Origin of the sequence: Modicisalibacter muralis, assembly GCF_900102945.1 — a bacterium.
In the GTDB taxonomy this organism is placed as follows: Bacteria; Pseudomonadota; Gammaproteobacteria; order Pseudomonadales; family Halomonadaceae; genus Modicisalibacter; species Modicisalibacter muralis.
Genome location: NZ_FNGI01000004.1, coordinates 247,645 through 266,368, shown reverse-complemented (window position 1 = coordinate 266,368; position 18,724 = coordinate 247,645). Strand labels below are relative to the sequence as shown.

The 18,724-nt window shown below is 64.4% G+C and carries 16 protein-coding genes and 1 other RNA gene; 8 read left to right on the top strand and 9 right to left on the bottom strand.

Translation table 11 applies throughout. The features are described 5' to 3' along the window. The first annotated feature begins 7 nt into the window (after positions 1-7). Positions 8-1,180: a murein hydrolase activator EnvC family protein gene (locus tag BLR92_RS09785; protein ID WP_245704164.1), complete on the top strand. Its 1,173-nt coding sequence runs from the start codon at positions 8-10 to the stop codon at positions 1,178-1,180. Positions 1,181-1,246: 66 nt separating this feature from the next. Next, complete coding sequence (locus BLR92_RS09780; protein ID WP_089727970.1) at positions 1,247-2,554, top strand: S41 family peptidase; 1,308 nt, start codon at positions 1,247-1,249, stop codon at positions 2,552-2,554. On the opposite strand, the gene BLR92_RS09775 is transcribed toward BLR92_RS09780, so the two are convergent. Continuing rightward, entirely contained in the window at positions 2,541-3,776 is a 1,236-nt protein-coding gene (locus BLR92_RS09775; RefSeq protein ID WP_089727968.1) for a UbiH/UbiF/VisC/COQ6 family ubiquinone biosynthesis hydroxylase, read from the bottom strand. The genes BLR92_RS09780 and BLR92_RS09775 overlap by 14 nt on opposite strands. Before the next feature lie 196 nt (positions 3,777-3,972). Here BLR92_RS09775 and BLR92_RS09770 point away from each other — a divergent pair, with 196 nt between their 5' ends. After that, positions 3,973-5,490: a nucleobase:cation symporter-2 family protein gene (locus BLR92_RS09770; RefSeq protein ID WP_089727966.1), complete on the top strand. Its 1,518-nt coding sequence runs from the start codon at positions 3,973-3,975 to the stop codon at positions 5,488-5,490. 76 nt (positions 5,491-5,566) lie between these two features. On the opposite strand, the gene ubiH is transcribed toward BLR92_RS09770, so the two are convergent. The 3 genes from ubiH to BLR92_RS09755 form a co-directional block, all read right to left on the bottom strand. Next, entirely contained in the window at positions 5,567-6,769 is a 1,203-nt protein-coding gene (ubiH, locus tag BLR92_RS09765; RefSeq protein ID WP_089727964.1) for a 2-octaprenyl-6-methoxyphenyl hydroxylase, read from the bottom strand. An 89-nt stretch (positions 6,770-6,858) separates the two neighbouring features. Then, entirely contained in the window at positions 6,859-8,199 is a 1,341-nt protein-coding gene (pepP, locus tag BLR92_RS09760; RefSeq protein WP_089727963.1) for a Xaa-Pro aminopeptidase, read from the bottom strand. A 147-nt stretch (positions 8,200-8,346) separates the two neighbouring features. Beyond that, positions 8,347-8,934: a UPF0149 family protein gene (locus tag BLR92_RS09755; protein WP_089727961.1), complete on the bottom strand. Its 588-nt coding sequence runs from the start codon at positions 8,932-8,934 to the stop codon at positions 8,347-8,349. A 131-nt stretch (positions 8,935-9,065) separates the two neighbouring features. On the opposite strand from BLR92_RS09755, the gene BLR92_RS09750 reads away from it, so the two are divergent. The 3 genes from BLR92_RS09750 (at position 9,066) to BLR92_RS09740 (ending at position 10,278) form a co-directional block, all read left to right on the top strand. After that, a complete protein-coding gene (locus tag BLR92_RS09750; RefSeq protein ID WP_089727959.1) occupies positions 9,066-9,365 on the top strand; it encodes a cell division protein ZapA in 300 nt (99 codons plus the stop codon). A 68-nt stretch (positions 9,366-9,433) separates the two neighbouring features. Then, positions 9,434-9,618: non-coding RNA, 6S RNA (gene ssrS, locus BLR92_RS09745), on the top strand. Positions 9,619-9,648: 30 nt separating this feature from the next. Next, positions 9,649-10,278, top strand: a complete 630-nt coding sequence (locus BLR92_RS09740; RefSeq protein ID WP_089727957.1) for a 5-formyltetrahydrofolate cyclo-ligase — start codon at positions 9,649-9,651, stop codon at positions 10,276-10,278. 392 nt (positions 10,279-10,670) lie between these two features. Here the strand turns inward: BLR92_RS09740 and ilvA are convergent, their stop codons facing one another. Next, positions 10,671-12,185, bottom strand: a complete 1,515-nt coding sequence (gene ilvA / locus BLR92_RS09735; RefSeq protein ID WP_089727955.1) for a threonine ammonia-lyase, biosynthetic — start codon at positions 12,183-12,185, stop codon at positions 10,671-10,673. 182 nt (positions 12,186-12,367) lie between these two features. Between ilvA and rpiA the strand changes: the two genes are divergently transcribed. After that, positions 12,368-13,039 (top strand): ribose-5-phosphate isomerase RpiA, encoded by a 672-nt coding sequence (rpiA, locus tag BLR92_RS09730; protein WP_089727953.1) that lies wholly within the window; start codon positions 12,368-12,370, stop codon positions 13,037-13,039. A gap of 72 nt (positions 13,040-13,111) precedes the next feature. On the opposite strand, the gene BLR92_RS09725 is transcribed toward rpiA, so the two are convergent. The 4 genes from BLR92_RS09725 to BLR92_RS09710 all read right to left on the bottom strand — a co-directional run bounded on the left by BLR92_RS09725 (position 13,112) and on the right by BLR92_RS09710 (position 17,956). Continuing rightward, on the bottom strand, positions 13,112-14,053 hold the full coding sequence (locus BLR92_RS09725) for a glycosyl transferase family 90 (protein ID WP_089727951.1): 942 nt from the start codon (positions 14,051-14,053) through the stop codon (positions 13,112-13,114). A 72-nt stretch (positions 14,054-14,125) separates the two neighbouring features. Next, positions 14,126-15,424 (bottom strand): lipid IV(A) 3-deoxy-D-manno-octulosonic acid transferase, encoded by a 1,299-nt coding sequence (gene waaA, locus BLR92_RS09720; protein ID WP_089728080.1) that lies wholly within the window; start codon positions 15,422-15,424, stop codon positions 14,126-14,128. A gap of 10 nt (positions 15,425-15,434) precedes the next feature. Continuing rightward, positions 15,435-16,865: a bifunctional D-glycero-beta-D-manno-heptose-7-phosphate kinase/D-glycero-beta-D-manno-heptose 1-phosphate adenylyltransferase HldE gene (gene hldE, locus BLR92_RS09715; RefSeq protein WP_089727949.1), complete on the bottom strand. Its 1,431-nt coding sequence runs from the start codon at positions 16,863-16,865 to the stop codon at positions 15,435-15,437. Beyond that, positions 16,862-17,956 (bottom strand): glycosyltransferase family 9 protein, encoded by a 1,095-nt coding sequence (locus tag BLR92_RS09710; protein WP_089727947.1) that lies wholly within the window; start codon positions 17,954-17,956, stop codon positions 16,862-16,864. The genes hldE and BLR92_RS09710 overlap by 4 nt, the downstream gene beginning before the upstream one ends. Between BLR92_RS09710 and BLR92_RS09705 the strand changes: the two genes are divergently transcribed. Beyond that, positions 17,955-18,722, top strand: a complete 768-nt coding sequence (locus BLR92_RS09705; RefSeq protein ID WP_089727945.1) for a 3-deoxy-D-manno-octulosonic acid kinase — start codon at positions 17,955-17,957, stop codon at positions 18,720-18,722. The two genes, BLR92_RS09710 and BLR92_RS09705, sit on opposite strands and share 2 nt — an antisense overlap. The last annotated feature ends 2 nt before the right edge of the window (positions 18,723-18,724 follow it).

Genomic DNA, 18,724 nt, shown 5'->3' with positions numbered 1-18,724 from the left:
CAGCGCCATGTTGCGTGAGAGTCGCCAGCGCGGCAGCGCCTTGGTACTGACCGCGCTGCTGACGCTATGCGCGCCGCTGGCTCAGGCTCATGCCCAGTCGCAAGACACGCCCAGCGCAAGCGACGCCGAAGCCAGGGTCAACGCGCTCAGCGCCGATATCCAGGCGCTCGCCGCGCGCCTGGAGGAAACCGGCGAGGCGCGCAGCGACGCCAGCCGCGCGCTCGAGGAGGTCGAGATCGCGTTGGGCGAGACTCACCAGCGCCTCGATGCCCTGCACGCCGAGCGCCGCCGGCTCGACGACGAGATCGCTACGCTGGAAGAGCGCCGCGCCGAGCTGGAAGCCCAACAGGCCGAGCAGATCGAAGCCCTGCGCGTGCAGCTCGACGCCCTCTATCGCCTGGGCGCCGCGCCGCAGCTCAAACTGCTGCTCAACCAGGACGACCCGGCACGCCTCGATCGCATGCAGAGCTACCTCAATTATCTTGCGCGGGCGCGCAACGAGCGGCTCGAGGCACTCGCCCGGCTCGACGCGCGACTGGCCGAGAACCGCGCCGAACTCGACGCGCGACGCAAACGCCTCGTTAGCCTGGCCGGTGAGCTCAACGCACAGAGCGTGGCGCTCGCCGAGCGCATGCGCGAACGCGCCGCGCTAGTCGCCAAACTCGACGATCGCTACAGTGACGAACAAGCGCGCCTGGAACAGCTCAACCGGAACCGTGCCCACGCCGAACAGGTACTCGACCAGATTCGCGAGCAGCTTGCTCGCCTCGAGCAACCACCGCCGTCCACCGCCATCGCCGAGACCCAGGGCGAGCTGCCATGGCCGGTGCAGGGCGACGTCGTATCGAGTTTCGGCAATGGCGAGGGCATCAATCGCAACGGCCTGGTGATCGCGGCTGACGAAGGCAGCGCGGTGCGCGCCATTCACCCCGGCCGGGTGGTGTTCGCCAATTGGATGCGCGGCTTCGGCAACCTGCTGATCATCGATCACGGCGATGACATCATGTCGCTTTACGCTCACGTGCAACACTTCAATGTCGCGGTCGGCGAGCGCGTGAAACGCGACGAGATCATCGCCGCGGTGGGCATGACCGGGGGCCGTTCGCGCCCGGCGCTGTACTTCGAAGTGCGTCGCGGTGGCGAGCCGATCGATCCGGCACAATGGATCGGCCAACGCTAAATGTAGAACTCGTCCCGGGCGTAACGCTATGCTGAGGTTTTCGCCCCCTCGCGATCTGGAGAAAGCATGCGCGTTTTCCGTTTGACCTGGCTATTGCCGGCCCTGCTGCTCGGCTTGTGCAACCCCGCGATCGCCGCCCCGGAAGAAACCGAGAGCGCACTGCCGGTTACCGATGTGCGCACCTTCGCCGAGGTTTTCGAGCGCATCAAGCGCGCCTATGTCGAGGAGGTCGACGACGCCACGCTGCTGCGCAACGCCATGCGCGGCATGCTCAGCGAGCTGGATCCGCACTCGGCCTATCTGTCCAGCGAAGACTTCGAGGCACTGCGTGAATCCACCGAAGGCGAGTTCGGCGGTATCGGCATCGAAGTGGGCATGCAGGACGGCCAGTTGACGATCATCGCGCCGATCGACGGCACCCCGGCCGCCGAGGCCGGCTTGCAGGCTCGCGACGTCATCCTACGCATCGACGATACGCCCACCGAGCGAATGTCGCTGCAGGAAGCCGTCACCTTGATGCGCGGCGAGCCCGGCGAGGATATTCAACTGACCATCCTGCGTAGCGACGAAAGCGCGCCACGCACCTACACCCTGACTCGCGAAATCATCCACAGCGACAGCGTCAAGAGCGAGCTGCTCGAACCCGGCTATGGCTACCTGCGCATCAGCCAATTCCAGAGCCGCACCGGACAGCAGGTTCGCGATGCGTTGGCCAAGTTCACCGAGCAGGCGCCACTCAAGGGGCTGATCGTCGACCTGCGCAACAACCCCGGCGGTGTGCTCAACGGTGCCGTCGAGGTTGCCGATGCCTTCCTCGATAGCGGCCTGATCGTCTACACCGAGGGGCGCCTCGATGACAGCGACCTGCGCTTCGCCGCCACCCCCGGCACCGGCATATCCGCCGAGGTGCCGATGGTGGTATTGATCAACGGCGGCAGTGCCTCGGCGGCGGAAATCGTCGCCGGCGCGCTACAGGATCAACGCCGCGCGGTGATCATGGGCACGCCGAGTTTCGGCAAGGGCTCGGTGCAGCAGGTTCTGCCGCTGGCCAACGGCGATGGCCTGAAACTGACCACCGCGCTTTACTACACGCCCAGCGGTCGCTCGATCCAGGCCCAAGGCATCACCCCCGACGTGCGCGTGGTCCGCGGGCGACTGGAAGTCGCCGAGGGCAACGATTTCGGTCTGCGCGAATCGGATCTCGCGGGGCGTCTGGCCAATCCCAACGGCACGCAGGAACCGCGCGTGTCGAGCGACCCCTTGCAGGATTACCAGCTCGGCGAGGCGCTCAATCTGCTCAAGGCGCTCAATGTGCTCGAGCGCCTGCCGGCCGGGGCGGGAGTCGGTACATCGGCCCCGGCTAACGACAGCTAGCCGGCAAGCGCCCGCGTTCGCCGATCGCCTGGCGCATCAGCAGTCGCTTGAGTGGCAACAAACGGTCGACGCCGGACAACCCCAGGTTGCGCGCCACACGCACAGCCGGGTGCTTAGCGCCGAACAGCAGCCGGAAGCCATCCATCAATGCCAACATGGCGGTGTTGTCGGTGCGCCGGCGCCGCGAGTAACGCGAGAGAATGCGCGTATCGCCCAGCGAGGCGCCGCGTCGGCGCGCCTCGATCAGCTCCTCGGCGAGCACCGCGGCATCCATGAAACCCAGGTTCACGCCCTGGCCGGCCAACGGGTGGATGCTGTGCGCGGCATCGCCGATCAACGCCAGCCCGGACTCGGTGTAGCGCTCGGCGTGGCGCTGCGTCAGCGGCACCACGAGCGCGTCATCGAGCACCGCCACATCGCCCAGGCGCCGCTCGAAGGCCTGCGCCAGCGTATCGCCCAGCGCCGCGCGTGACACACCGCACAGGCGCTCGGCCTCGGCCGGCTGCGTCGACCAGACGATCGAGCAGTAGCGGTCGTCGCCCTCGACACTCAATGGCAGAAACGCCAACGGTCCGCTGGCCAGGAATACCTGGCGCGCCACGCCGGCGTGCGGCCGCTCGGTGCGCACCGTGGTCACCAGCGCGGCCTGGCCGGTATCGCGGGAATGCGCGGCGATCTCGGCCAACTCGCGCAGTTGCGAGCGCGCGCCATCGGCACCCACCACCAGCGGCGCGATGAAGCGCCGCCCGTCGGCGAGGATCAATCGGCGCCCCAGCGCCGTGGTCTGCAGGGCGCTCAGGCGTGCGTCGAACACCTGGGTCACGCTGGGTAGATCGGCCAGGCGCGCCTCGAGCGCGGCGAGCATCACGTCATTCTCGACGATATGGCCGAGCACCGGCGTTCCCGCCTGATCGGCATCGAAGGCGATCTCGCCACTGCCTTCGCCGTCCCAGACCTGCATGCCGCGATAGGGCGTGACCCGACGCGCCACCATCGCCGGCCATACGCCGAGATGCTCGAACAGACGCTGGCTGACCGGGGTCAGCGCGCTGACCCGCCGCGCCGGCTGGCCCTGGCCGATACCGGTGTCCACCAGCGGCCCCGGGCGCGCGTCGAGTACCGTCACCGCCACGCCAGCCTCGCCCAGCAAAGCGGCCAGCGTGGCGCCGACCAGACCGCCACCGACGACGATCACTTCAGCCTGACAATCCGCTTCCTTCATCGCATTCCACTCTTGCCGCTTGATCGTTTGGCACTGCTACGCCTGCCGCCACCGGCTGATCGCAACATCATAGGCAACATATTTTTTCTGGAAATTGTTTCCAGTAAAAGCTAGCTTGTGTGTACAAAGAAAAATAAAAAAGTATCCAATGCCTTGCGCATCGGGCATACAAAAACAACAGCGAGAGACCACGACCATGAATACAGAGCAGAGCTCCCACATCCCGACGCGCGCTAGCGTCGACCGCCCCGAGGACGAGTATCTCGGTCTCGGGGCCAACATAGTCTATGGCTTCCAGCATGTGCTGACCATGTATGGCGGCATCATCGCCGTGCCGCTGATTGTCGGTCAGGCCGCAGGGCTGCCGCCCGCGGAGATCGGCTTGCTAATTACCGCCTGCCTGTTCATGGGCGGCCTGGCGACACTGCTGCAGACCATCGGTATTCCGTTCTTCGGCTCGCAATTGCCGCTGGTTCAGGGCGTGTCCTTCGCCAGTGTCGCTACCATGGTCGCCATCGTCACCACCGGGGGCGGTATCACGGCGGTGTTCGGGGCCGTCATCACCTCTGCACTGCTTGGGTTGCTGATCACGCCGTTCTTCTCCAAGATCACCAAATTCTTTCCGCCCCTGGTGACCGGTATCGTCATCACCACCATCGGCCTGACGCTAATGCCGGTCGCGGCTTTCTGGGCGATGGGCGGCAACGCCAGCGCACCCGACTTCGGCAGCATGGCCAATATCGGCCTGGCGGCTCTCACTCTGGTCATCGTGCTGCTGCTCAGCAAGCTGGGTAACGCCACCGTCTCACGTCTTTCGATTCTGCTGGCCATCATCGTCGGCACCTTCATCGCCATGTCCCTGGGCATGGCGGACTTTTCCCAGGTCGACGATGGGCCCATCGCGGCTCTTCCCTCACTGTTCCATTTCGGCATGCCGACCTTCGAAATCGCCGCGATCGTGTCGATGACCATCGTGATCCTGGTGATCCTCGTCGAAACCTCGGCGGACATTCTCGCCGTCGGCGACATCATCGACACCAAGGTCGATTCCCGACGGCTCGGCAACGGGCTACGCGCCGACATGCTGTCAAGCATGGTGGCGCCGCTCTTCGGCTCTTTTTCCCAGAGCGCCTTCGCCCAGAACGTCGGCCTGGTGGCCGTCACCGGTATCAAGAGCCGCTTCGCCGTTGCTGGCGCCGGCGTGATCCTGATGCTATTGGGACTGTTGCCGGTCATGGGCCGGGTAATTTCAGCCGTACCCACCGCGGTACTCGGTGGAGCGGGTATCGTGCTGTTTGGCACCGTGGCTGCCAGCGGCATTCGCACCCTGGCCAAGGTCGAGTACAAGAACAATATGAACCTGATCATCGTGGCGACCTCGATCGGTTTCGGCATGATCCCGATCGCCGCGCCAACGTTCTACGACCAGTTCCCGGACTGGTTCGCGACGATCTTCCATTCCGGAATCAGCTCGGCGGCGGTCATGGCGATCCTGCTCAACCTGATATTCAATCATGTCACCGCCGGCAACTCGGAGCAGCCGTCAGTTTTCGCCGCCGGCGCCGAACGAATCCTGTATCGCGAGGATGTCGCGCCCCTCAACGATGGCGATCATTTCGTCGATGGCAAGTTGTTTGATGCCGACGGCGTGGAAGTACCTATCGTCTCCGGGGATTCGACCGAGCCCAGCAAGTTGGCGACGTCTGACACTTAAGTATCGGTAGCCGACGAATAGCCTCAGACAATGCTGGACCGACGAGCCGGCGCCTGTTGGGCGCCGGCTCGTCGCGTCAGCGCTCCAGGCCCATCGCCCGTCGGGCCAGCGCACGGCGCAGCGGCCCGGCCAGGTTCAGCCCCACCAGCCCTGCCGCGCGGGCATGCGAGAGCAGCGGGTGCGACACGCCGAACAGCCGAATCAAGCCATCGCTGAAGCGGATCACGTTGTGGCGATCGTGTGCGCGGCGCGCCTCGAAAGCACTCAAGACCGCCATGTCGCCCGCCGCACGCCCCTCGGCCAGGCCCTGTTCCAGCGCAGCGATCAGGTCCATCACGCCACGCAGCGCCAGGTTGAAGCCCTGGCCGGCTACCGGGTGCAACGCATGGGCGGCATTGCCCAGCACGGCTAGGCCGGGGCGCACCGGCTCCTCGGCGGTAACCAGCGATAACGGATAGACGTGGCGCTGGCCGACGCGCTTGAAGCGTCCGACACGCTCGCCGAACATGCCTTGCAGCCGGGCCAGGAAATCGCCATCGCTCAGCGCCAGCGTCTCGTGCTCGGCTCCGGCGACGTGGGTCCACACTAGTTCCATGCGGTTACCGGTCAATGGCAGCAGCGCCAAAGGCCCATCGGCGGTGAAGCGCTCAAACGCCGTGCCATGATGGGGCCGACTGACTTCGAGGTTGGCGATCAGCGCGGTCTGCCGATAAGCCGACTCGCGACTGGCGATGCCCAGGCGTTCCTTGAGCCCCGAGCGGCCGCCATCGGCGAGCACGGTCAATCCCGCCTGCAGTTCATGGCCATCGGAAAGCGCCAGGCGGTGCCCGCCCGCCTGCGGGGCGATACTTTCGACCCGCGCCGGGCAGTGCCAAGCGAGATCGATCTCGGCCAGGCGCGCATGCAACACCCGGCCCATCCACGCATTGGGCATTACGTAACCCAACGCCTCGACGCCCAACTCGGCGGCGTTTAGCCGCGTCGCGCCCAGGCGCCCACGCTCGCTGACATGGATGGTGGCGATCGGTTGCGCCTCGCGGGCCAACGCCGGCCATACGCCCAGCGTCTGAAAATGCACCCGCGAACCCTGAGCGATGGCGCTGGCACGCGCATCGAAACTCGGCTGGTAGCCTTCGATACCACCGCTTGGCAGCGCCGCCGCCTCGATCACCGCCACGTTCAGCCCGCTACGCCGGATCAGCGGCGCCAGGGCGCAGCCCAGGCTGGCCCCCACCAGGCCGCCACCGATGATGGCGATATCCACATGCCTGGCCGTCATCGCACACTCCCTTGCACGATTCTTTGCATAAAGGGCCTCTCATTTATTACGTAAATTACGTATGCGATAAAAACTGCTATGGTGAGACCTCAGCGCGAGGTCATCAACGCCTCGATTTCAGCGATTCGCTTGGGCACCGCGGCACTCAGCACCTCGTGGCCATCGAGCGTCACCGCGACATCGTCTTCGATGCGGATGCCGATGCCACGCAGCGGCGCGGGAATATTCTCGGCGTCGGGGATATACAGCCCCGGCTCCACGGTCAGCACCATGCCCGGCAAGAGCCGGCGTGGCTCGCCCTTATGACGGTAGCCACCGACATCATGCACGTCGAGCCCCAGCCAGTGCGAGGTGGAGTGCAGGTAGAAACGCCGATAGCTTTCGTCCTCGATGCGCGCCTCGAGCTCGCCATCCAACAGTCCCAGTTCGATCAACCCATGGGTCAGGTCGCGAACCACGCCCTGGTGAATATCGGTCAGCGTGACGCCGGGCGCCACCGCCGCCACGGCACGCTCCTGAGCGGCCAGCACGATTTCGTAGACGGCGCGTTGGGCCTCGCTGAAGTGCCCATTGACCGGGAAAGTGCGGGTGATGTCGCCGGCATACAGATCGAACTCGGCACCCGCATCGATCAGCACCAGATCGCCAGCGGCGAGCGGTGAGTCATTCTCGATGTAGTGCAGCACGCAGGCGTTCGCGCCACCACCGACGATGGTGCTGTAGGCGGGCGCCGCGGCGCCTTGCCAGAGAAATTCATGCTCGAGTTCGGCCTGCAGGTGATACTCGAACAAGCCGGGGCGGGCGGTGCGCATGGCGCGCACATGGCCACGCGCCGATATCTCGGCGGCGTGGCGCAGCAGCGCCAACTCGGCATCGCTCTTGATCAGTCGCTGTTCATGGACCAGCCGGGCGACATCGGCGAAGGCCTGCGGCGGCCGGGCGCCCTGGCGCACGCGCGCACCGAGCTTGCCGCGCACGGCCTCGGCAATGGCGAGGGCGGCGTCGCTGTCCAGCGGCAGATAGAGCGTTTCACGCCCATCGAGCAATTCGCCGAGCCGTTCGTCACGCTCGGCGTTCTCGAAGGCCTGGTCGATGCCATAGTGCTCGACCGCGCCGGCGGCGCCGATACGCATGCCGGTCCAGGCTTCCTTGGCCGGGTCCTTGTCCTGACAGAACAGCACGGTTTCGCCGGCCTCGCGACCGGGCAGCAGCACCAGCAGCGCATCGGGTTCGGGGAAACCGCTCAGGTAGTGAAAGTCGCTGTTCTGGCGGAAGTCATAATCGCTATCGTTGCTGCGCGTGACGAGCTGCCCCGCGGGCAGCAGCACGGCGCTATCCGCCGATGCCAGCGCCGCCATCAAGGCTTCACGCCGGGCGCGGTACTCGTCGAGGCCGATCGCCGCGGGTCGCGGCAGAATGTCATGCGCCATGCATACTCCTTATTGCTTGGGAACCACTGCATAAATGCCTGCACGGACGAATCGCTGTGTCACGCGGTGCTCGAAGAAAAGCCTAACTGTATGTTATGTCTTTTCTTCTGTGCTCCGGACTCCTGGCGCTTCATTCCGTTCGTCAATTTATTCAGCGATTCCCTTGTCGTCGTCGATCCGTTCGACCTGCGGCAGGCCCGGGTGCTGCTCGGTGTACAGCAGCATGGCGGCCATCCGCGCATGTTCGGTCAGCGCGAACAGGTCGTTTTCGTTGTCGGCGTTGTCATCGAGAGACATCTCGTCGATGCCGGCCAACACCTCCAGATCCTCTATCGCTTCGCTCAGGTTGGCCGACCAGGCCGCGCGGGCATCCGGGCCGACCTCGCCGATGACTTCGAGAAAGCCCAGTGTCCACTCGCGGAGCCCGCGGGCGCGCTCGGCCAGCGAGAACAGCTCGTCGGGCAGCAGCGGCTCGTAGTTGAGGTCCGCGGCGGACAGCGCTTCCAGCGACTGGCGCCGCCAACCCAGCAGCACCTCGGCGTCGTCGCGCTCGCGCGGCTGCTCGACGCCCAACGCGGCGCACACCTCAGCCAGCCACTGCTCGGCCGACAGGTCATGCAGCGCTAGGCCGGCACTCAGCCGGCCATCCAGAAACGTCGGCGATTGCAGGCTGCCATGGGCGAGGAAGACGTCGGCGACGCTGGAGAAATCGAGCTGGTCGTTGATGATTGACATAGACTATCCATAACGGTTGGCGAGAGGCGAGACGCCGCGTTGACCGGCTGTAGGCGCCTCTCTATAGTGGCTCGAAAGCTGTTTACATCTTACCGCATCGGGCCCTGCCTTGGCCCACCCAGGAGCCAGACATGACGGATGACACCCGTCCGACCACCGAGATCACTCTGTTGGGACGCGCTTATGTCATCGCCTGCCCACCGGACGAGCAGGCCGAGCTCAACCGCGCCGCACGCTATCTGGACCGCGCCATGCACGGTATCCATTCGCGTGGCAAGGTGCTCGGCGCCGAGAAGATCGCCATCATGGCCGCGCTCAACATCACCCATGAGCTACTCAACGCGCTGGACGAACGCCGCGAGGGCGACGAAAGCCTGGTGCGGCTCAGCGAGAGGCTCGAGCAGGCGCTCAATGACGCACCCCGACGCTAGCGGCACTTGTAACGACATTCGTCGAAAACAGCCCTTTGGACCCGCCACCGGCTCTGTTAGGATGAACTCGTTCCCTGGGGTGTACGCCAGTCGTTGACGTCCCTCGAGCCTATGAGCAGTACCCAGGGGGCCATTTGCTAGACAGACCCGTGTGCATGTCCGTGCGACGGAAAGCCTGACGGTCTGTCTGCGGCCACCCACCTTGAACCAGTGGGTTCAAGGGCCAGAACGACAGCGGCATTCTGGGGAACCTCAATTTATCCCGCCGCATGATGTTACTGCCTTGTCCGATTCCCTGTTTCTTCACGATCAGCGAAAGGCTCTGCGTCGCGAGCTGCGCCGCCGGCGCCGTGCGCTGACCCCGCACGCGCGGCGGCATGCCGACCGGGCGTTGTGCCGTCGACTGCGCGGCCTACCGGAAGTGCGGCGCGCACGACGGGTGGCGCTGTATTTGCCCAACGACGGAGAGATCGACGTTACGCCGCTGCTCGCCTGGTTGCGCCGGCGTGGCGCCAGGGCCTATCTGCCGGTGTTGCGGCCACTTTCCGACAATCGCCTGTGGTTCGTGCATTACCACGACGCCACGCCGATGATCGCCAATCGTTTCGGCATTCAGGAGCCACAGACGCGCCACGGCGCGCACCGTGCCCGGCGCCTGCCGCCCTGGGCGCTGGATCTGGTGCTGCTGCCACTGGTCGGCTTCGACGAGCAGGGCAATCGCATGGGTATGGGTGGCGGCTTCTACGATCGCAGCTTCGCCTTTTCCCGCGCCAATAGCGGCCCGCGGCCGCGACTGATCGGCGTGGCTCACGATTGCCAGCGCGTCGAGCGCCTGCCGATCGCCTCCTGGGATGTACCGCTCGACGCCATCGTCAGCGATGCCCGCATCATTCGCCCGTCACGCAGCCAATAGCTGATAACCCGGCCCGTTAACGAAAAAACCGGCAGACAGCGAAAAGCCATCTGCCGGTTCGACCGGAATGCGGGAGCGTGACGTACAAGCCTGCCCACTAAACTGCGAGGCAGCGCCTCAAGTGCCGACCAGCGTCTGCGCGTAGCCGGTTGCGACCACGCCGATGCCGAAAATAAGCACCAGAGCCATGACCAGATCGGGCTTACGTTTCATTACCAACTCCGTAGAAAAAGCGTTTTGTCGCCCACCCCAGACGACGCCCCGACTATAGGCCTACGGAAAAGTAATGACAATAGTTCACTTCGTAAACGATTCAACGCCAACCCGCACCAGCTGGCGCCCGAGGCGTTAGCGAACACAAACTTAACGTTATGTTACTTTCTGCTGACATATCAGGCCATAAACAGCCGATACGCCGCGTTATCGGTTTCCTTCCAGAACCGATAGCCAATCTCCTCGAAATGTTCCTCGACGTGAAAACGGTCGCCGTTGGGTACCTGCATGCCGACCAGTACCCGGCCATAAGCCGCGCCATGGTTACGGTAATGAAACAGTGAAATGTTCCAGTTCGCCGGCAGGTGGGTGAGGAAATTCATCAGCGCTCCGGGGCGTTCGGGAAACTCGAAACGATAGACCTCTTCGTCGAAATGCTGCTGGGGGCGTCCGCCGCCCAGGTGGCGGATATGCAACTTGGCCAATTCGTTGTCGGTAAGGTCCTCGACCGGGTAACCGGCCTCGCGTAGCTTGCGGATCACTTCGATACGGTCCTCGCCACCGGGCTTGACCTGCACGCCGACGAAGATATGCGCGTTCTCGTGATCGGCATAACGATAGTTGAATTCGGTGACCATGCGCTTGCCTACGGTCTTGCAGAACTTCTTGAAGCTGCCCGGACGTTCGGGGATCGTCACCGCCAGGATCGCCTCGCGCTGCTCACCGAGCTCGGTACGCTCGGCGATATGCTGCAAGCGATCGAAGTTGGTATTGGCGCCGGAGTTGATGCACAGCAGCGTCTCGCCCTCGGCGCCCGTTTGCTGAACATATTTCTTGAGCCCGGCCAGCGCCAGCGCCCCGGAGGTTTCGGCCACCGCGCGGGTATCCTCGAAGGTATCCTTGACCGCCGCGCACATCTCGTCGGTATTGACAGTAATCACGCCATCGACCAGGTCGCGCATGATCGCGAAGGGCGCCTCGCCGATCTGCGCCACCGCCACGCCCTCGGCGAACACCCCGACCTGGTCGAGGGTCACGCGTTCGCCGGCTTCGAGTGCGGCCTTGAGGCAGGCGCTGTCTTCGGCCTCGACGCCGATCACCTTGATCTCGGGGCGCAGATACTTGACATAAGCGGCCACGCCGGCGATCAGCCCGCCGCCGCCCACCGGCACGAAGATGGCGTCGAGGCGCCCGGTATGCTGACGCAGGATCTCCATGCCCACGGTGCCCTGGCCGGCGACCACGTCGATGTCATCGAACGGCGGAATGTAGGTATAGCCGTATTCCTCGATCAGTTCGAGGGCGTGGGTCTGCGCTTCGCTGAAGGCATCGCCGCGCAGCACCACCCGCGCGCCGCGCGCGCGCACCGCCTGGACCTTGATATCCGGGGTAATGCGCGGCATCACGATCACCGCCCTGACACCCAACTGCTTGGCCGCCATCGCCAGGCCCTGAGCATGGTTGCCCGCCGAGGCGGCGATCACGCCCTTGTCCCTCTGCGCCTGGCTAAGCTGCGCCAGCTTGTTGTAGGCGCCGCGAATCTTGAAGGAATAGACCGGCTGCAGGTCTTCGCGCTTGATCAGGATCTGGTTGTCGAGGCGCCGGGAAAGGAAAGGGGCCGGGGAGATGGGGGTCTCCAGCGCCGCTTCGTAGACGCGGGCCTGGAGAATCTTCTTGACGATATCTTCGAGCATCGGATGTCCTGAAACCTATGTCTTGAAACCTATGTCCTGAAAATCGCGCGGGCGAGGGCGGGATACCTGGGTAGGGCAACCCTTATTGATATCAGAGCCATGATGTTGGCGTCCAGTCTCACCCATAGCGGTGGCGGGTCGCCTATAATGGCATCTTTCGCCACCTTTCAACGAGTCTTCTCATGAATCAGGATCAGCTCAAGCGCGCTGTCGCCGCCGCGGCCATCGACGAAATCCGGCCCCTGCTCGCCAGCGACAGCGTAATCGGCGTGGGTACCGGCTCCACCGCCAATCATTTCATCGACCTGCTAGCCGACCTGCGCCATGACTTTCGCGGCGCGGTGGCCAGCTCCCAGGCCACCGCCGAGCGCCTGAAGGGCCACGGCATCGATGTCTTCGAGCTCAATCACGTCGGCACGGTGCCGGTCTACGTCGATGGGGCCGACGAGATCAACCCGCGCCTGGAAATGATCAAGGGTGGCGGCGCGGCATTGACCCGCGAGAAGGTCGTTGCCGCCTGCGCCGAGCGTTTCGTGTGCATTGCCGACGCAAGCAAGCGCGTCGAGGTACTGGGCGGCTTCCCGCTACCCATCGAGGTGATCCCCATGGCTCGCTCCTACGTCGCCCGCGAGCTGGTCAAGCGAGGCATTACGCCGGCCTACCGCGAGGGCGTGATCACCGACAACGGCAACCAGATTCTCGACTGTTACGACTTGCTGATCGAGGAACCCAGGCGCATCGAGGCCGAGCTCAACAACATCGTCGGCGTGGTCACCAACGGTCTGTTCGCCGCGCGTTGCGCCGATGTGTTGCTACTCGGCGGCGAACACGGCGTCGAGCGTATCACCCGCTGATTGGCCGACGCCTTGCAAGGCATGAGGGCCATCGAGCCCTCATGCAGGAAGACCTTGTCGCAGGCCATGCGGCTATATCTGTCCCGAGCGCTCGAAGTATTTCCTGAGCACCAATAGCGAGATAAGCCGCTCGCGGCGCTTGTTCTTGAACTGCTCGACGTGCCGATTGGCGTTCTTTATTATTTCAAGCGCCTCATCGGTATTTGCCGAGTAATAGTCCATTTTCTCTTCGATATCCGAGCAGTCTTCCTTTAACGGCACGTAATGCTTCGATGGCATGAGCTGGCCTTCCATGAACCAGGTTTCAAACCTTGGCTTGGGCATGAAGCACAGCGAGTTCGACGACATGATCCACTTGAGATTGGTCGCGACGTCCTTGCCCTCGAGGCTCAGCACGAACTTGTTCCTCAACTGCTCCCTGATGGACAGGAAGGGCCGATAGTCCGGTTGATGTTTCTTGCTCTCATCGACCTGACCAATGTCGTGGCCTGGCCGGTCATGCAGGCGCTTGACGATTGCTTCTCTCGAGGCCTTGAAGCATTTTCCGCGCCAGACGATCCGGTCGCGCTTATCCGTGAATTGCTGATCGTCGCTGACGAAATTGAAGTGGCGTATTTTATTCAGTTTGAGAAGTACCGAATTGGCATTCCCACCGGAAATAGGCCGGCTCTTGACGATTTTCGGTGATTCCGGCACCTCCGTGATATCACCGAACAGATAGGAAAACCTGAGATCGGGATCGAAATACCTCACCACTCGCTTGGTGTCGAGATAATAGGCACCCCGCTTTTCATATTTGAAATCCGACACGCGGGTAGCGTGATTATCGACATCGAACCAACTGGAGACTTTGTTGTAAAAATTGACCCTATCGAAGACATAATCGACCTCACTTGCGTCAAGTGTGTCGAGAAGACGGTCCAACCGACTGCGGAAAAGGCGATCCGGTGCCAGGAGTTGTGCCAGACCTGCGGAGTAAAAGCATAGCTTTCTACTTTTCTGAAGTGCGTGCATAACTCACCGCGGCATTTCTGTTTCAACGATATATGAAGGACTAGAAGTATCGTAGCCGGCGATTGTGACCGATTATTGACGCAGAAGTTTCGCCAGCCCCGCCAGCGTTCGCGTTAGTGCGCCGCGATTGGCCTCGATCGCCGCACGACCGGCGGCGGCCCGGCGCTGGCGTTCGCTGGGGTCATCGAGCAGGGCGATCAGCGCCTCGCCGAGCTCAGTGGCATCGGCCACCTCGGTCAGCGCATCGGCAGCGTGCAGCACCTCGGCCACATCGCCGAAATTGGCAAGCTCGGGGCCGCTCAGCACCGGCACGCCCAGCGCGGCGGGTTCGAGCAGGTTGTGGCCGCCGATCGGCACCAGGCTGCCACCGACGAAGGCGATATCCGCGGCGCCATACAGCATCGAGAGCTCGCCCATGCTATCGCCCAGGTAGACCGTAGTGTCGGCCTCGACACTCTCGCCCTGCGAGCGCCGCGCCAGGCGTTCGCCCTGGCTTTCACATAGCCTGGCAACGTCATCGAAGCGCCGCGGGTGTCTTGGCACCAGTATCAGCAGGGCAGTGGGGTGGTGCTGGCGCAGCAGGGCGTGGGCCGCCAGTACCTGTTCGTCTTCACCGGGATGGGTCGATCCGGCGATCCATATCGGTCGCTCTCCCAACGATGTACGTAAGCGCTCACTATCAGCGCAAACATCATGGTTGAGGCCGATATCGAACTTCAGTGAGCCGACCGTGGTAATGCGCTCGCCGGCCATGCCGAGTCGCCGAAAGCGCTCGGCATCCGCTGTCGACTTGGCGGCCAGCCAATCGACATGGCATAGCGCGGTCGCCATCAGCGCGCCGATACGCCGATAACCGCGCATGGCCTTGGCGGACAGCCGCCCGTTGACCACCGCCACCGGCACAGCGTGCCGGTGGCAGGCATGCAGCAGGTTCGGCCACAGCTCGGTCTCGAAGAAGATCGCCAGCGTCGGGCGCAAGCGGGTCACGAAGCGGTTTGCGGCGCCGGGAAAATCCAACGGCACGAAGTAATGACTCACTTCGCCTAAAGGGCCTGAATTTTCAGCGGTTCTCGCCAACGCCGCGACGCGCTCGGCGCCGGTTGCGGTCATCGTGGTAACGACCAGACGGTGATCGGGATAGCGACCCTGCAATGCTTCGATCAGCGGACGGGCGGCCAGTACCTCGCCGACCGAGGCGGCATGCAGCCAGATCACCGCCAGCTCGGGGGGAGTCGTCTCGATCAGGCCCAGCCTTTCGCGGCGCGGATGCCCGGGCGAACTCTCGCGCCATACGCGCCGCCAGATCAACGGCGCCAGCGCGCAGAGCGCCGCGTTATACAGCCAGCGGGGCCAGCGCCTGCTGCCAATCAGCCGGGGCACGCTAGCGCTCGCGGTCGAGAATGGTGGCAATCATCGCTGTGGTCGAGACGCCATCCTCGAAACCCAATACCTTGACCTCGCCGCCATTGGCAAGCACCGCTTCGCCACCGGCGATTTGCTCGGGCTGATAGTCGCCACCCTTGACCAGCACATCGGGCAACACCGCCTCGATCAGCCGCGCCGGGGTATCCTCAGCGAACGGCACCACCCAGTCCACTGCGCCCAGCCCGGCGAGCACCTGCATCCGTCGCAGCAATGGGTTGATCGGCCGGCTTGGCCCCTTCAGGCGGGCGATCGAGGCATCGTCGTTGACCGCCACGATCAAGCGGTCGCCGAGCCGCCGGGCCTGTTCGAGATAGGCGACATGCCCCGCGTGCAGTATATCGAAGCAGCCGTTGGTCATGACCACTCGCTCGCCACGCGCCTGGGCGGCACGCACGGCGTCGATCAGCCGCGCTTCACTGGTCATCCCGAACTCGGCGAGCTTGTCGCCATGCAGCGCGGTGTAAAGCTCGGCGATCGAGAGTGTCGCGGTGCCGGGCTTGGCGACCACCAGGCCGGCGGCGAGGTTGGCCAGGGTCATCGCCTCGGGGAAGCCGTGGCCGGCGGCCAGCGCCAACCCAAGCACACCGATCACGGTGTCGCCGGCGCCGGTGACATCGAACACCTCGCGGGCATGGGTCGGCAAATGCAGCGGCTCATGGCCCTCGCGAATCAGCGTCATGCCTTTCTCGCTGCGGGTGATCAGCAGCGCCTCGAGTTCCAGCTCAGCACGCAGGCGCTGGCCCTTTTCGGCGAGTTCGGCGTCATCGCGGCATGGCCCGACCACCGTCTCGAATTCGCCGAAGTTGGGCGTGATCACGCTGGCGCCACGATAGCGGCTGAAATCACTGCCCTTGGGATCGACCAGCACGCGCTTGCCCGCGGCGCGAATGCGGGCGATCAGTTCCTCGATCCGGTTGAGCGTGCCCTTGCCGTAGTCCGAGAGAATCACCAGATCGGTCTCCGGCAGCGCGGCCGCGACCCGGTCGAGCAGCTCCCGGGTGTCGATCCCGCCGAGGCCTTCCTCGAAATCGAGGCGGATCAACTGCTGGTTACGGCTCATCACTCTTAGCTTGGTAATCGTCGGAATTTCGCCGCTGCACTGAAAGTGAGTGCTTACATCGGAATGCTCGAGGCGGGTCTTGAGCAGGTCGGCGTTGGTGTCGCCGCCGACCACGCCGGCCAATGCCACATGGCCGCCCAGCGAGGCGATGTTCAGCGCCACGTTGGCGGCGCCGCCGGGGCGATCCTCGGTTTCACCGACGCGTACCACCGGTACCGGCGCCTCCGGCGAGATGCGCCAGGTGCCGCCATGCCAGTAGCGGTCGAGCATGACATCGCCCACCACCAGCAGGCGGGCCTGTTCCAGGGCGGTAAAATCGAGCTTCATTGGCGCGGCTCCGGTATCACGCGGTCACGGGGAGGAAGGGCCAGCACGGCGTCGATTCGCTCGATGACGTCATCCGCGCGAATCAGTGTCATGGCGTCGGGGTGGCGCACCCGCTGGCCCCAGGGAACCTCGTCGAGGCCCTTGTGCAGGTAGGCGCGCACCGCATCGGGGTAGCGATTGACGACATGTTCGCGCCAGCAGTAGGGCGCCGCGCGGTCGGGGTTGGTGGTGGCGTAGAGGCCCACCGTCGGCGTGCCCAGCGCATTGGCCATATGCACCGGCCCCGAGTCCGGGGCGATCACCACGCGGGCCCGCGCGATCAGCGCCAGCAAGCCCTTGAGCGAGCTCGCGCCGATAGCATCGATCACCGCTTCCGGCGCGGCCAGGGCGCGAATGCGCTCGCCCATCTCGCGCTCCTGGATGCTGCCACCGCCGCTGAGCAACGTCTTCAGCCCATGCTGGTTCCACAGGTGCTCGATCAGCGTGGCATAGCCTTCGGCCGACCAATTGCGGAAGTTGCGCAGGCGCGGATTGGCGCAGGGGCTGATCAGCGCATAGGGCGCGTCGCCGGCCAGCCGCCTGGCCTCGCCATGGGCGCTATCCGGCACCGGCAGGTTCCATTCGAGGGTGGTGTCATCGACGCCCAGCAAGCGTGCAAAATCCATGAACGATTCGAGTACGTGCGCGCGCGAGTGTGGCGCGAGTTGGCGATGGGTGAACCAATGCTGCCAATCCTTGGCGCGGGCCTTGTCGAAGCCCACGCGCACGTTGGCCTTGAGGCCCAGCGAGAGGGCGCTGGCGCGCAGCGCCTGCTGCATATGCAGCAGCGCATCGAAGCGAGTATCGGCCAGGCGTCGCCATATCTCACGCATGCCGGCCAGGCCGCTGGCCTTGTCGTAGACCACGAACTCGACCCCGGACAAGCCGGAAAGTAGACTATGCTCGGCCTTGCCGATAATCCAGGTGATACGGGCTTGTGGCCACTGGCGTTGCAAGGCGCGCACGGTGGGGACCAGATTGCAGACATCACCCAGCGCGGAGAGTCGCAGCACACATAGGTGCGCGGGACGGACAGGCAGAGGATGCTTCATGCGGTTGGCAACATTCCAGATGGGAAAGGATTTCATTCTAACCGATGATGGCATTCTACGTGGCCCGGTGGGCACGCCACAAATGGCACCTGCCGGGCAGCATCCTGTCAGCCCGATTCCGGCCTGGTTCACGCCGGCATTCTGGCGCGACCACGATGCGGTGACCGGCGAGGCGCCAGGGCGCGGCGCCAGCCTGTTCGTCGACCCTAGCCTGCTGGGTATCGGTGGCCAGCAGTGGGTGCTGCGGCCTTACCGGCGCGGCGGCATGGCGGCGCGCCTGAGCGAATCGCGCTATGTATGGACCGGCCTTGCGCGCACCCGCGGCTTTCGCGAATTGCGCCTGACCGCCGAGTTGCATGCGCGTGGCCTGCCGGTGCCGGCACCGGTAGCGGCCCATGTACGCCGCCATGGCCTTAGCTACGCGGCGGCGCTGCTCACCGTGCGCCTGCCCGGCGCCCGGGCCCTGGCCGAGTCCTTGCCACGGGCCGATACGGCGCTGCTCGAGCGGGTCGGCGCGACGATCCGGTGCTTTCACGATGCCGGCCTCGATCATGTCGATCTGAACGCGCGCAACCTGCTCGTCACGCCGGACGAGCGCGTCTGGCTGATCGACCTCGACCGCTGCCGGTTGCGCCAGCCCGGCCGCTGGCGCGAGGCCAACCTGCGGCGCCTCGAACGCTCGCTGGAGCGCTTTGCCCCCGACCAGGGAAAGAACCTATTGAACCGGGTGCTCCACGGTTATCATTCACCCACTACGGTTACGTAATT

Coding starts and splice junctions, on each gene's coding strand:
- BLR92_RS09710 (WP_089727947.1), bottom strand. CDS start 17,956: ATGAAGCATCCTCTGCCTGTCCGTCCCGCGCACCTATGTGTGCTGCGA.
- pepP (WP_089727963.1), bottom strand. CDS start 8,199: ATGGCGCATGACATTCTGCCGCGACCCGCGGCGATCGGCCTCGACGAG.
- BLR92_RS09775 (WP_089727968.1), bottom strand. CDS start 3,776: ATGAAGGAAGCGGATTGTCAGGCTGAAGTGATCGTCGTCGGTGGCGGT.
- ilvA (WP_089727955.1), bottom strand. CDS start 12,185: ATGCTCGAAGATATCGTCAAGAAGATTCTCCAGGCCCGCGTCTACGAA.
- BLR92_RS09785 (WP_245704164.1), top strand. CDS start 8: ATGTTGCGTGAGAGTCGCCAGCGCGGCAGCGCCTTGGTACTGACCGCG.
- rpiA (WP_089727953.1), top strand. CDS start 12,368: ATGAATCAGGATCAGCTCAAGCGCGCTGTCGCCGCCGCGGCCATCGAC.
- BLR92_RS09755 (WP_089727961.1), bottom strand. CDS start 8,934: ATGTCAATCATCAACGACCAGCTCGATTTCTCCAGCGTCGCCGACGTC.
- BLR92_RS09770 (WP_089727966.1), top strand. CDS start 3,973: ATGAATACAGAGCAGAGCTCCCACATCCCGACGCGCGCTAGCGTCGAC.
- BLR92_RS09725 (WP_089727951.1), bottom strand. CDS start 14,053: ATGCACGCACTTCAGAAAAGTAGAAAGCTATGCTTTTACTCCGCAGGT.
- BLR92_RS09780 (WP_089727970.1), top strand. CDS start 1,247: ATGCGCGTTTTCCGTTTGACCTGGCTATTGCCGGCCCTGCTGCTCGGC.
- BLR92_RS09705 (WP_089727945.1), top strand. CDS start 17,955: ATGCGGTTGGCAACATTCCAGATGGGAAAGGATTTCATTCTAACCGAT.
- hldE (WP_089727949.1), bottom strand. CDS start 16,865: ATGAAGCTCGATTTTACCGCCCTGGAACAGGCCCGCCTGCTGGTGGTG.
- BLR92_RS09750 (WP_089727959.1), top strand. CDS start 9,066: ATGACGGATGACACCCGTCCGACCACCGAGATCACTCTGTTGGGACGC.
- ubiH (WP_089727964.1), bottom strand. CDS start 6,769: ATGACGGCCAGGCATGTGGATATCGCCATCATCGGTGGCGGCCTGGTG.